Genomic DNA, 13,755 nt, shown 5'->3' with positions numbered 1-13,755 from the left:
GTCCTAAAGGCTAAGTTATTGACTGTTCTCGTTCTTTTTTGCGTTCATGCGCGCTTTTAAAGCCTCGAGTTCATCAGTCACTTTACTCTCATTTTCGAGCTCTGCAAATTCATCACGTAAAGTTCGCTTGCCCATATCGTAAGCATCAACCTGTGCTTCAATATCATCAATTTTGGCCTCGTAACGATCGAACTTCATCATCGCTTCATCTACTTTGCCGCTATCCACCTGTTTACGCACTTGCAAACGGCTTGATGCAGTTTTTTCTCGCATCATAATTGTTTTCTGACGTGCCTTGGCATCCGCGAGTTTTTCCTGCAACTGCGAAATTTCATCGTTGAGTTTCGACAAGCTTTCATCAACTCGCTCTAACTCTTGCTGTAATGAGTCGACTGCTTGCTGCGCTTTTTGCTTCTCGATCAAAGCCTGCTTCGCGAGGTCCTCGCGCTCTTTAGATAGCGCCAACTCCGCTTTATTTTCCCAGTCCAACACTTCGTGTTCGACGCGTTGCTGCTGACGTTGCACATCTTTCTTTTCAGCAATCAAACGTGCTGATGTCGAACGTACCTCAACAAGTGTGTCTTCCATTTCTTGAATGATTAGACGCACCATTTTTTGTGGATCTTCTGCCTTATCAAGCAGTGAGTTGATATTTGAGTTAACAATATCGCTAAAGCGTGAAAAGATACCCATAATTAATACCCCTTGGTGTTAAATACAAATTGGGTCTTACGACCGTGCCAAGATCCATTCAATATTTGCGCCAATTTATATTTTTTATGTAATGGTTTGATTTTATTAATGTTTTTCAATGCGTTCAATTTTTAATACTTGCCTTTTTATGTGAATTTGACTAATAATTAGCAAAAATAACTATAAAGCTGGAAAAATAATCAAATGAGCCGAAGCCGCCCCTCCGATAATCTGATAGGCCAATCCAATAGCTTCATTGAAGTGCTTGAGCATGTCTCTCAAGTCGCACCTTTAAATAAACCCATCCTTATTATCGGTGAGCGAGGAACGGGTAAAGAACTCATTGCCGCGCGTTGTCATTATCTATCCCAACGCTGGGACCAGAAATACGTTACGCTGAATTGTGCCTCGCTAAACGATAATTTGCTAGAGAGTGAGTTGTTCGGTCATGAGTCTGGTGCATTTACCGGCGCATCAAAAAAACACGAAGGCCGCTTTGAACGTGCCGACGGTGGCAGTTTGTTTTTAGATGAACTCGCTAATACGTCGATGTTGGTTCAGGAAAAACTACTACGTGTCATCGAGTACGGTGAATTCGAGCGCGTCGGTGGCACGCGCCCTATTAAAGTGGATACGCGTTTGATTGCCGCCACTAACGAGGATTTGCCCAGCCTCGCTGACGCAGGTCAGTTTCGTCATGACTTACTCGATCGTTTGGCTTTCGACGTTATCACTCTGCCACCACTGCGGCATCGTCGTGAAGACATTATGATACTGGCAGAACACTTTGCTATTAATATGGCGCGTGAACTTGAATATGAGTTGTTTAGTGGATTCAGTGAGCGCGCTAAGCGGGCGCTGATGGATTATCATTGGCCAGGCAATGTACGTGAGCTAAAGAATGTGATCGAACGCAGCGTCTATCGAACAGGTAATGGTCACATACCGGTCAGCGATATCATCTTCGACGCCTTTGATAGTCCCTACCGTCCAGCGCGTAGTCAATCGACCGAGGCAACTCGACCGGTACCAGAGACACAAAGCGTCGAGCAGGATGAGAGTCCAGCCGCGACGCAGTCGGCTAACGAATCAATCCTATCACCGGTCTCCATCGAGCAGCCCATCGATTTAAAGGAGCAATCGCAACAATTCGAGATTCAATTGCTGACCGAGGCACTCAAACTGTGTCAATATAACCAAAAACGCACGGCTAAACACTTAGGTCTTACTTATCATCAGTTGCGCGGTTACTTGAAAAAGTATCAACTGCTTGAGGGAACGCAATAAAATAATGTCTAAACAGTCGATTATAGTTACCGCACTGACTAGTTTTTTGCTGCTGAGTTGTAGTGAACAAACACAAGTGCCTGAACCGTTACAGGATGGTCTTATTTATTGCTCCGAGGGAAATCCTGAGAGTTTCAACCCTCAACGCGTCACCTCGGGCACCACGGTTGATGCCACAGCATCCCAATTGTATGACCGTCTAATCGACTATGATGCGGTACAGCAGAGCTTTGTCAGTGCACTTGCCACCGACTGGCAAGCGCTTGATAACGGTCAGCGCTATCGTTTTCATTTACGCCGTAATGTGACGTTTCACGATACCGATTACTTCACCCCATCGCGTTACTTCAACGCGGATGATGTCGTCTTCAGTTTCCGACGCTGGCTCGATAGCGATGCGCCTTATCATTCTGTTGGAGGCGGTTTCTATCCGTTCTTTGCGGCAACCGGCTTGGATCAGTTAATTTCCCAAGTTCAGAAAGTTGATCCATACACGGTTGATATCATTCTCACGCATCCAGATAGCTCTTTTCTTGCAAATTTAGCGACTGACTTTGCCATTATTTTATCCAAAGAGTATGCGGATCAATTGGCGAGCAATCGCCAACGTGAACTTATCGATAAGCGGCCCATCGGCACGGGCCCTTTTAAATTCGTTGCTTTTAAAAAGGATTATTACATTCGCTATCAACGCCACGAAAGCTATTGGCGTCAAGGACCGAGTATCGAGCGTCTAGTGTTCTCCATAACGCCTAACGCTAACAAGCGCATGCTGAAGTTGGTGACCGGCGAGTGTGATGTCATTCCTTATCCACTCGTCAGTGAGTTGAAGTCATTGAACCGGAAAGAAATTGAGGTTCGATCGGAGGTAAGTCCTAATGTGTCGTTCTGGGCTTTTAATACTCAACGACCTCCTTTCGACGACCCTAGAGTTCGACAAGCATTGAGCTATGCGATCAATCGCGAAGCCATCATTGATACAATTTACTACGGTAATGCCGAGTTAGCAGAATCCATATTACCGCCCACTTCTTGGGCGTCTTCAGATGCAGAACTTAAGTATCACTATAATCCAGAAAAGGCGCGCAAGATGCTCAGAGAAGCGGGAATCCCGCGTGGATTTAAAATGGATATATGGGCTATACCGGTACAGCGCGTGTACAATCCAAACGCGCGCCGTATGGCGGAGTTAATGCAGTCAGACTTGGCAGAGGTGGGTGTTGATGCACGCATTATAAGCTACGAATGGAATACATTCAGACGTCGGCTAAGCCGCTCGGAGCACGATACCGTATTGATAGGTTGGTATGCCGATAATGCCGATCCTGATAATTTTTTCCGACCCTTGCTAAGTTGTGCAGCGGTTGCAAGTGGCAGCAACCGCGCTAATTGGTGTCATAACGGCTTCGATCAGATTCTTTACCAAGCGATTTCAACTACGGATAATGCTCAAAGAAAGCAGCTTTATCACTCCGCACAGCAGTTGCTGATGCAGCAACAACCCTTGTTGCCGATTGCCCACTCAATGCGTTATCAGGCGCAACGAGAGTACGTCAAGGGCGTGGAGCTGCCACCTTATGGCGGTATCAGCTTTAGACTTGCAGGGAAGGAGCTACCTGCCCAATGACCCGTTATTTAATGACTCGCTTATTTTATTTCTTCTTAGCGCTTCTGGTGTTAAGTGTCGTCACGTTTTCACTTAATTGGCTGTTCCCGGGGGATCCGCTTACCAATATGAGCGGAATACGAGATGGACAGGCCGCTTACAATGCAACATTAGAGAGTCGCGCTTTTGACAGTACCGTTATTCAACAATATGTAAATTATTTGGCGCATATCACCCAATTTGACTGGGGGCTCTCACTGTCGACAGGTAACGACGTTTGGCAAGATGCGGCGACTTACTTAGTGGTGAGTGCCGAGCTGGTGTTGTTAAGTTTTGCGCTGGCGGTACTGATCGGCTTGCCACTCGGCATGCTGGCTGCTAATTATTTTCGTCACAATTTAGACAAGTTTATTTTGACTAGTGCCATGACAGGCTATTCGATACCCGTGTTTTGGCTCGCTCAGCTCTTAATTCTCTTGTTCGCTGTACAAATCGAATGGCTCCCCATCACTGGGCAAATCAATCCACTGTATGCGATCGATTCAATCACAGGTTCAGTCATTATCGATATTTTGCTCAGTGATAGCCAATACAAGCTGGCTGCACTCCAAGATGCGCTTTTACACCTTGTGCTGCCCGTGCTGACCCTCTCAAGTTTGCCGTCCATGCTGTTGCTGCGCATTACTCGAAACCAAACCATTGAGGTGTTGCAGAAACCTTATGTGAAAGCAGCCCGAGCACGTGGACTGAGTCAGAAACGGCTCTTATTCAAACATGCGCTACCCAATGTGCTGCAAGATGTTTTACCACAAATGACATTTATTTTTGGCTTGATGATGGCCAACTTAGTAATCGTAGAGCATATTTTTAATTGGCCAGGTGCAGGGGCTTGGTTGTTAAAGGCGATTATCGAGCGAGATTATCCCATTATTCAGATGGTCTTGTTTACTCTCATGGGGTTAATTTTAGTGCTGAATTTATTAGTTGAAATTTACCGCGGCTGGCGTTTTCCTATGACTCGAGAAGAACGATATGGCGGATATTGAATTATATTACCAAGATCGCAATCCATCGCCCTTACAGCTCGTTTGGTTTGCGTTCAAACGGCGCTTAGCGCCGATGATCTCGCTCTGGTTACTTGGCGCTTTATTAGTGCTGGTGATTCTTGCGCCTGTGATAACGCCCTATTCTGCCAATGTTCAATTTGTTGATGCCGTTGCCTTACCACCAAGTTGGACACATGACGGCAATATGCAATTCCTGTTTGGTACAGACGACTTGGGACGTGATATGTTATCACGCCTGCTAATTGGTGGGCGCTTCAGTTTTGGACTACCTATCATCATGGTGATTCTAGCTTCGACTATCGGAATTTTCATTGGTGCTATGGTCGGTGCAGATACAAAATCAAAGTTGCGTGTTTTGGGTCGGACGCTGGATCGATTACTAACAATTCCCTCTTTTTTACTCGCTCTAGTGCTTATTGCGATTTTAGGAGCGGGGCTTGGTAACGCGATTATTGCCATTACGCTGTCGCTTGTTCCGCAATTTATTTACGTTACTCGGAACGCGGTCTATCAAGAATGGCAAAAGGACTACGTCACGGCATCACGCTTAAATGGATGTAGTAACACGTATCTCATGTATCGGGTGATTTTACCCAATATTACGCCTATTTTGGTGATGCAGCTGACCGTCGCGCTATCGGTCGCGATTATGGATATTGCCGCACTCAGCTTTTTGGGGTTAGGTGTACAAAGCCCAACCCCCGAATGGGGGAGCATGCTTGCTCGTAGCCTAGATGAGGTATACCTATCGCCGTGGAGTATGGTGCTCCCTGGATTATCACTCTTTGTCACCATAATGGCCATCAACGTTGTAGGTGATAGCTTACGTCGCGCCATTAAACAACGCATGGACACCTAGTATGGACCTATTGGATATTCGTAACCTCACGATTGAAATGGATGGCCCTCACGGACGTGTGCGTGTGCTCGACAAAGTCAGCTTGCAGTTAAAAGAAGGTGAGGTTCACTCATTAGTGGGTGAATCGGGCTCCGGTAAGAGTCTTCTCGCTAAAGCCGTTATTGGAGTATTGAATCCGCTTTGGGACGTTACTGCTGACAGGCTTTGGTGGAATGGCAAAGATTTGCTGGCGATGACGCCCAAACAGCGTCGCGCGATAACCGGTCGCGATATGGCTATGATTTTTCAAGATCCATTAGCCTATCTCGATCCTAACTCAACCGTCGCAGAACAAATTACTGAAGCTATCCCTGCCGGAGACGTAACGGGCACTTTTATGCATCGCAGAATCGACCGCAAAACACGCGTTGCTCAATTGCTTCACCGGGTCGGTATTCGCGATCATGATGCCATAATGAAAAGTTACCCTTATGAGCTTTCGGAGGGTATTGCTCAAAAAGTGAGTATTGCCATTGCAATCGCCCACCGCCCCAAGTTGCTGATCGCCGATGAACCGACAACAGCAATGGAGCCTTCGACGAAGGATCAAATCCAACGATTATTGGGAAAGCTTGCGGTAAGTCAGAGCATGTCGGTACTTTTAATTACTCAAGATGTCGCCTCAATCTTACCCGCAACCCAACGTGTGTCACTGTTATACTGCGGCCAAATGATGGAGCACGGTGATACGGAAACTGTATTAAACCGCCCTGCTCATCCTTACACCGATGCGATGATAAAAATGAGTCTCCAAGCACACGCGGAACTTGAGCCTAAATCCAAGTTACCGAGTTTGCCCGGTGCCGTGCCTACATTGCGCCATATGCCCATTGGCTGCCGATTGGGACCTCGTTGTCCATACGCGCAAAAACAGTGTGTCAAAGCGCCTTTGGTCCGCCATCGCGATGAGCAGAGCTATTATTGTCACTTCCCTTTAAATGAGCCTGAAGCATGAGTCACTTACTCGAAGCGGTCGATTTATTTAAGACCTTCAGACCACGCCGTTCTTGGCCGTGGAGTAAGAAGTCAGTCGCTTTAGAACCGACTTCCTTCACACTTGAAGCGGGGGAAACGCTCGCTATTATGGGCGAAACAGGCTCAGGTAAATCCACGCTCTCTAAAATTATTGCCGGGGTCGAAGCGCCATCTGGCGGTGAACTGTATTTAAATGGTCAAAAGCTGAATTACGCACAATCCAAGCGTCGTTGCCAAAATATTCGTATGGTCTTTCAAGACAGCGATAAATCTTTGAACCAGCAATTAACAGTAGGTCAACAGCTTGAAGAGCCTCTCTTATTCAATCGCGAAATGTCCAATAGTGAACGAAAACAGCTGATTCACAGTACTTTACGTAAGGTGGGCTTGCTGGCAGAGCATGCGGCGTTTTATCCGCACATGCTCTCGACCGGACAAAAGCAACGTGTCGCGATTGCGCGAGCCATTATTTTGGATCCGCAAATCGTCGTAGCTGATGAGGCTTTGGTCGCACTCGACCCATCCGTTAGAGCACAAATTATTAATCTAATGCTCGATCTTCAAAAAGATATGGGTATTTCTTATATTATCGTGACACATTCGCCACAGATCGTGAAACATATTGCTGACAAGATCTTAATTTTATATCGTGGTAAAATGATCGCGTTTAATGAAACAGAACGTTTATTAACAGAGAAGCAACAACCTTACGTACAAGCCTTGTTGCATGAACACTTAATTAATCATTCTCAAATAACCGGTAACTCGAGCGCTAAGGTTACCGAATAACAAGACAGGAGTTTAATGTGGAAACAGGTACTCTGATATCGCTAGCGCTGTACTTCATTGTCATGCTGGGCATTGGCTTATATGCCTATAAGAAGTCAACCGACTCGGTTTCTGGCTATATGCTAGGTGGCCGTGGGTTAGGGCCCGCTGTGACAGCGTTGTCTGCAGGTGCGTCTGACATGAGTGGTTGGATGTTGATGGGTCTACCCGGAGCGATTTATGTTGCCGGCGTATCGCAACTATGGATTGCTGTGGGTTTGGTCATTGGCGCCTATCTTAACTACGTGATTGTCGCACCCAGATTGCGCACATACACTGAAGTAGCCGATGACGCGATTACCATTCCGGATTATTTTGCTAACCGCTTTAATGATAAAGGCCGTGCGCTACGTATTTTCTCGTCCGTCGTTATCATTATCTTCTTTACGTTATACACATCAGCGAGCTTAGTCGCAGGGGGTAAGCTATTTGATAGCTCCTTCGGCATGGACTACACGACAGGCTTATGGGTAACCGCTGGTGTTGTCTGCGCGTACACCCTGTTCGGTGGTTTCCTAGCCGTCAGTATGACGGACTTTGTGCAAGGCTGTATCATGTTTGTCGCACTGGTATTGGTGCCGATCGTCGCTTTTGCAGAGCTCGGTGGTTACAGCGACGTGGTTGGTCAAGTCAAAGACATCAACCCCCAATTCCTCGACTTCTTTATGGACGGCTCCACCGGGGAAAGTCTCGCCGCACTCGGTATCATATCCTTGCTCGCTTGGGGTCTGGGGTATTTTGGTCAACCCCACATTATCGTGCGCTTTATGGCGATCCGCTCAGTGAGTGATATCAAAAACGCACGTCGCATTGGTATTAGCTGGATGTTTGTGTCAATCATCGGTGCCATGGCGACAGGCTTTGTTGGTATTGCTTATGTGGCGGAAACTCAAATGACGCTGAACGATGCGGAAACGATTTTCATCATTTTCTCGCAGTTCCTATTCCATCCGCTGATTGGTGGCTTCCTGCTAGCAGCGATTCTTGCGGCTATCATGAGTACCATTTCTTCGCAGCTGTTAGTGAGCTCAAGTTCACTCACCGAGGACTTCTATAAAGCGTTCTTACGCAAAGATGCGTCTGATAAAGAGCTTGTAGCCGTCGGGCGAATTTCTGTATTACTGGTCTCTTTAGTCGCTATTTGGTTAGCGTGGAACCCCGAAAACACGATTCTCTCACTCGTATCTAACGCGTGGGCCGGTTTCGGTGCAGCCTTTGGTCCAGTCGTTATTTTAAGCTTATTCTGGCGTCGTATGAACCGTCACGGTGCACTTGCCGGTATGCTGTTAGGTGCTATTACTGTCCTTATCTGGATCTACGGTCCAACCGTTGGCGGCGAGCATCTAAGCGCGTACGTATATGAAATCGTTCCAGGTTTCATTATCTCGACTATCGCTATCATCGTCGGTAGCTTGGTAACGGCAGAACCCGACCAAAACCTCCGTGATAAGTTCGACGAAATGGAACAGATCATGGATGACCATTATCACACTGCCAAGTAAAGCTAAGTAGTTAGACGCTGCAGTTAGATACTAAAAAGCCACCTTAACGGTGGCTTTTTTATGTTTTCGAAAGTGAGGTTTCAGCCGCGACGCTCAGCATACAGTTGGATTTCGTCCATAATTAAGCCTTCCATCCGCTTAGTCGTTTCGTAGCCAATCTCGATACCCTCTTTACCGCGATCAAATTCCATGATGCCTATATGTCCGAGTTTGGGCTGAATTAAAATATCGGGCGGATCACCCGCCATTCGAGCCTTTGTAATACGCTCTTGCATAATATCAATTGCTCCTGACATGACGCTAAACATACCGGGTGGTTTATGAGGATTCGCCTTGAACCTATCTTTTAAGTTATCAATGTAGTGACTGCTGCTCGACCAAAAGTTCTCAAAGAAGCTATGCTCGGCGTTGCCCTCGTTTTCATCTATTTTTTCCTTTTGTACTTGCTCAGCTTCAGTTTGGGGTGGAATACTACGCCCTCGCTGCTCGGCGACACGCGCATTGAGTTGCGAATTGAGGTGTACAGCAATTACGAAATCCGCACCGAGTGCTCGGCATAACGAAACCGGGACTGGATTCACTAGCCCACCATCAATCAACCATCGCCCATCAAATGCTGTGGGAGCAAGAACCCCCGGCATAGCGCTGGAAGCACGTGAAGCATCGTATAAGTCACCTTTTCGCAACCAAATTTCACGGCCGCTGTAAAGATCGGTCGCCACAGCGCCATAGGTAATCGGTAAGTCTTCGATTTTTTTAGCCCCGAATTGCTCACGAGCGACATTGAATACCTTTTCTCCACCGATAAGTCCGCCTTGGTTGAAGCCAAAATCGAGAAGATTCCAAACTTCCCAACGACCCATATTCAAAACCCAGTCTTCTATTTCCTCTATGCGGCCCGAGGCGTAGCCCGCGCCCACCAACGATCCAATAGAGGTACCTGCAACCATATTGATATGCACGCCCATTTCTTCTAGCGCTTTAATCACACCAATATGAGACCAGCCTCTTGCGGCTCCCGAACCCAGCGCAAGAGCAACTTTAACTTCTGACATGTCGCGACTTCCCAATTGTTAACAATATGCGTAAACTGTTCACACTAACGTCAAGGATAGATTAATTACAAGCGTGGAGTCTACTCGGTGTTTTTTTACGTTGCTCGTCAGCCCATACTCAACGAATCAAAAGCTATATACGGATATGAGCTACTTTTTCGAGATGGGCCAAATAATTCGTTTCCTAATATCGCATCCGATGAGGCTACTATACGGTTAGTTGAAGGAAGTGAGTTCAACGCCGGGGTAAAATTATTAACCGATAATAATTTTGCTTTTGTAAATTTTTCTGAAAGCGCTTTACTCGATGGCTTACCCAGCCTGCTGCCGACAGATAAAACCGTGATCGAGCTTTTAGAGGATATCCCACCCACACCGGCCATTCTTGAAGCCGTCCAACGTTATAAAGGTGAAGGCTACCAAATAGCATTAGATGACTTTGAGTATCATCCAGGCTGGCATGAATTCCTGCCCTACGTCGACATTATAAAAGTCGATTTTCGTGCAATGAATACCGCTCATATTAATCAGCTGCTTAAGGATTTGCGTTTTTTTACAGGTCGTTTATTGGCTGAAAAAATAGAAACCTATGATGAGTATCAACAAGCCAAGTCGCTCGGATTCACACTGTTTCAAGGGTATTTCTTTGCGCGCCCAGAACTTATTCAAAAACGTGTGTTGAGCTCTTCACAGGCCGTTTGCATGCGCCTACTCGAACTCACCAGTGAACCTAATTATCATATCGACTCGGTCGCCGAGCTGATCGAGCAAGATATTGGCTTGACCTATAAACTGCTCAAGTTTGTTAATTCAGCCTTTTTCCGTCGGCAGTCAGAAATTAATTCGATTCAACAAGCGATTGTGCGACTAGGTCAAGTCGAAATTCGTAAGTTTAGCGCTCTGATTGCGGCCGCATCACTCGCTGACGGAAAGCCCGATGAACTAATAAAACTTTCGTTTATTCGCGCCCGATTTATGGAGCTTTTAGCACAACATAATGAGCAGTATAAAGTAGAACCTGCCAGTGCCTTTTTGACGGGTGTTCTATCGAAGCTCGATGCAATGATGGATAACGAATTAACGGTGATCCTGTCAGGCGTTGCAATTGCTAAGGAAATAAAACGTCCACTCATCGAAGGCACGGGTCCAATGGCTTTCTTCTTGCGTACCTGTGAGGTTTTAGAACAGGGAAACTGGACGCAGCTTGAACGATTAGCCCAGCGGTTACGTATAAAACCCGCACAACTGATTGAATATTACCAACAAGCACAACAATGGGGTCAATCCTTCGCAAAAACTTAAATAGGACGTCAGTATGCATTCATCAGCGTGGTTAGCGCGTCAAGCAGAAGCGCCTTCTCGACAAGGTGATACCCGCTCACCATTTCAGCGTGATAAAGCACGTATCTTGCATTCGGCGGCATTTCGTCGGTTGCAGGCCAAAACACAGGTTATGTATATTGGTATGCATGACTTCCCTCGTACACGACTCACTCATTCATTAGAAGCCAGTCAAATCGGTTCAAGCCTAGTCGCGCATCTTCACCAGCAACAACCCGATATAAGTCGCTCACTGGGTCTTTCGAAGTCATTAATCGAATCACTTTGTCTCGCTCACGATATTGGCCATCCGCCATTTGGTCATGGTGGTGAGATAGCACTCAATTATATGATGCGACGTCACGGTGGATTTGAAGGTAATGGGCAAACTTTTCGTATTGTGACGCAAATTGAAGCCTACACACCCGATGCCGGTATGAACTTGTGTCGACGTACCTTGCTGGGCTTGCTTAAATACCCTGTGTTGATGTCGGCGGCACGAAGAGCAATTTTGCCCGATGATGTCACTCATTTTCGCCACTTACCCACCCGCCAGTGGTTACCGGCTAAAGCCTTATACGATGATGATAGTATTGCACTCGATTGGTTACTTGAGCCACTTTCTGCATCCGACCGTGAACACTTGGGTCAGTTCAGCGAAATGCCCACCACGGATCGTCATGGTCGCAGCGCATTTAAAAGTGTCGACGCCTCCATCATGGAGATCGCAGATGATATCGCTTATGGTGTGCATGACCTTGAGGATGCAATCGTAGTTGGCTTAATCAATCGTGAACTTTGGCTCGAGCAAATGTTTCCTAAGCTTCAAGAACTTGCCTCTGCTCTCGTCGATTTTGACGCCGTAGAACTCACCGATAACTTATTTTCGAGTCATCATTATCAGCGCAAAGCGGCAATTGGTAGTTTAGTCAATCGTATACTAACCTCTACTCAACTCGTCTGTCAGAGTGAACAGTTTGAATCCGATTTACTATCTTACAAGGCGCAATTGGCCGAGACAGAACAACAGCTGTTAAACGCTTTGAAGCATTTCATTTTTACCTTTGTGATTCGTAAACCAGAAATGCAAGTGCAGGAGTTTAAGGGGCAACAAATTGTCATGGAGCTGTTCGATGCGTTATCAGTAGAGCCAGACCGATTATTGCCTGACAATACTGCAACACGCTACAAAGCGGCGAAGCAGCAAGGTTGGAACTCTGCACGCGTCATTTCCGACTATCTTTCTGGCATGACCGATGCTTATGCTGCAAGACTGCACCAAGAGCTATTTTCTGTTCAACCACCCCGAATATAAGCAGCTCGAGACAGATGATTTGATAAAAAAAAGCGCCCTGAGGCGCTTTTTTATCGATTGCTAAAGGTTAGCTCAATGACAAGTCATCATCGGTATTCGCTTTCGACTTACCCTTGTCTTTGCCATCATCAGCAGCGGCCTCATTCTTATCTTTCTTTGCAGGTTTAACCAAAAGAAGCTCACGCAATTTACTTTCGATCTCTTCAGCAATTGAAGAATTCTCTTGCAAGAACTTCATTGCATTCGCTTTACCTTGACCAATTTTGTCGCCGTTGTAGCTATACCAAGCACCCGCCTTATCAACAAGCTTATGCTTCACACCTAAATCAACCAATTCACCCTCTTTCGAGATGCCACGCCCATACATAATTTGGAAGTTCGCTTCTTTAAACGGTGGAGCCACTTTATTTTTAACGACTTTAACGCGCGTTTCGTTACCGACCACTTCGTCGCCTTCCTTCAACGCCCCGGTACGACGGATATCTAAACGCACAGACGAATAGAACTTCAATGCGTTACCACCGGTTGTGGTTTCTGGATTACCAAACATAACACCGATCTTCATACGTATTTGGTTGATGAAGATACATAAGCTGTTGGACTTTTTGATATTAGAGGTCAGCTTACGCAATGCTTGCGACATCAAACGAGCTTGCAAGCCAACGTGGCTGTCGCCCATTTCGCCCTCGATCTCTGCTTTCGGTGTCAGCGCAGCAACTGAGTCGACAATCACCACATCGACTGCACCTGAACGGACGAGCATATCGCAAATTTCTAGCGCTTGTTCACCCGTATCGGGCTGCGAAACTAGCAAGTCATCAACACGCACGCCTAGTGCTTCTGCGTAAATCGGATCTAATGCATGCTCTGCATCGACGAACGCACACGTTTTACCTGCTTTTTGCGCTTCAGCGATGACTTGTAAAGTTAGTGTTGTTTTACCACTTGATTCTGGACCGTAGATTTCAACTACTCGTCCAAACGGCAAACCACCGATACCTAAGGCGACATCTAGGCCTAGCGAACCGGTTGATACCGATGCGATATCCATCGTTTGGTTGTCACCCAAACGCATAATAGAGCCTTTGCCAAACTGACGTTCGATTTGGCTTAAGGCGGCGTCCAGTGCTTTTGAACGATCGTTGCTCATGCTATGCTCCAATTTGTTTCGTTTACACCTGTGAGTATACTGTATAAATTCACAGTATC

Annotated in this window: 12 protein-coding genes; 9 read left to right on the top strand and 3 right to left on the bottom strand. The window is 46.4% G+C overall.

The window, feature by feature from the left end; all coding sequences use genetic code 11:
• Positions 1–15: 15 nt before the first annotated feature.
• The gene (pspA, locus tag AWU56_RS03965) at positions 16–693 is read right to left on the bottom strand and encodes a phage shock protein PspA (RefSeq protein ID WP_006956020.1); all 678 of its coding nucleotides are present in this window, start codon (positions 691–693) and stop codon (positions 16–18) included.
• A gap of 204 nt (positions 694–897) precedes the next feature.
• On the opposite strand from pspA, the gene pspF reads away from it, so the two are divergent.
• The 7 genes from pspF to putP are packed head-to-tail and all read left to right on the top strand — an operon-like array spanning position 898 to position 8,856.
• A complete protein-coding gene (pspF, locus tag AWU56_RS03960) occupies positions 898–1,980 on the top strand; it encodes a phage shock protein operon transcriptional activator (protein WP_006956021.1) in 1,083 nt (360 codons plus the stop codon).
• Between the two features lie 4 nt (positions 1,981–1,984).
• Positions 1,985–3,607: an ABC transporter substrate-binding protein gene (locus tag AWU56_RS03955; protein WP_006956022.1), complete on the top strand. Its 1,623-nt coding sequence runs from the start codon at positions 1,985–1,987 to the stop codon at positions 3,605–3,607.
• On the top strand, positions 3,604–4,632 hold the full coding sequence (locus AWU56_RS03950; protein ID WP_006956023.1) for an ABC transporter permease: 1,029 nt from the start codon (positions 3,604–3,606) through the stop codon (positions 4,630–4,632). The genes AWU56_RS03955 and AWU56_RS03950 overlap by 4 nt, the downstream gene beginning before the upstream one ends.
• Positions 4,619–5,512 carry an ABC transporter permease subunit gene (locus AWU56_RS03945; protein WP_286681811.1) on the top strand — a complete coding sequence of 298 codons (894 nt, stop codon included), beginning with the start codon at positions 4,619–4,621 and terminating at the stop codon, positions 5,510–5,512. The genes AWU56_RS03950 and AWU56_RS03945 overlap by 14 nt, the downstream gene beginning before the upstream one ends.
• A 1-nt stretch (position 5,513) precedes the next feature.
• Entirely contained in the window at positions 5,514–6,506 is a 993-nt protein-coding gene (locus tag AWU56_RS03940) for an oligopeptide/dipeptide ABC transporter ATP-binding protein (protein ID WP_006956025.1), read from the top strand.
• On the top strand, positions 6,503–7,315 hold the full coding sequence (locus AWU56_RS03935; RefSeq protein WP_006956026.1) for an ATP-binding cassette domain-containing protein: 813 nt from the start codon (positions 6,503–6,505) through the stop codon (positions 7,313–7,315). Before AWU56_RS03940 ends, AWU56_RS03935 begins: the two co-directional genes overlap by 4 nt.
• Before the next feature lie 17 nt (positions 7,316–7,332).
• Complete coding sequence (gene putP / locus AWU56_RS03930) at positions 7,333–8,856, top strand: sodium/proline symporter PutP (protein ID WP_006956027.1); 1,524 nt, start codon at positions 7,333–7,335, stop codon at positions 8,854–8,856.
• An 80-nt stretch (positions 8,857–8,936) separates the two neighbouring features.
• Here the strand turns inward: putP and rssA are convergent, their stop codons facing one another.
• Complete coding sequence (gene rssA, locus AWU56_RS03925) at positions 8,937–9,911, bottom strand: patatin-like phospholipase RssA (RefSeq protein ID WP_006956028.1); 975 nt, start codon at positions 9,909–9,911, stop codon at positions 8,937–8,939.
• 87 nt (positions 9,912–9,998) lie between these two features.
• On the opposite strand from rssA, the gene AWU56_RS03920 reads away from it, so the two are divergent.
• Positions 9,999–11,213, top strand: a complete 1,215-nt coding sequence (locus AWU56_RS03920; RefSeq protein ID WP_286681810.1) for an EAL and HDOD domain-containing protein — start codon at positions 9,999–10,001, stop codon at positions 11,211–11,213.
• A 13-nt stretch (positions 11,214–11,226) separates the two neighbouring features.
• Complete coding sequence (locus AWU56_RS03915; protein WP_272978054.1) at positions 11,227–12,546, top strand: anti-phage deoxyguanosine triphosphatase; 1,320 nt, start codon at positions 11,227–11,229, stop codon at positions 12,544–12,546.
• Between the two features lie 67 nt (positions 12,547–12,613).
• Here AWU56_RS03915 and recA read toward each other — a convergent pair whose 3' ends face one another.
• The gene (recA, locus tag AWU56_RS03910; RefSeq protein WP_006956031.1) at positions 12,614–13,696 is read right to left on the bottom strand and encodes a recombinase RecA; all 1,083 of its coding nucleotides are present in this window, start codon (positions 13,694–13,696) and stop codon (positions 12,614–12,616) included.
• Positions 13,697–13,755 lie beyond the last annotated feature (59 nt).

Origin of the sequence: Idiomarina sp. T82-3 (genome assembly GCF_001577655.1) — a bacterium.
GTDB lineage: Bacteria > Pseudomonadota > Gammaproteobacteria > Enterobacterales > Alteromonadaceae > Idiomarina > Idiomarina baltica.
This window is presented reverse-complemented; position numbering and strand designations above follow the sequence as displayed.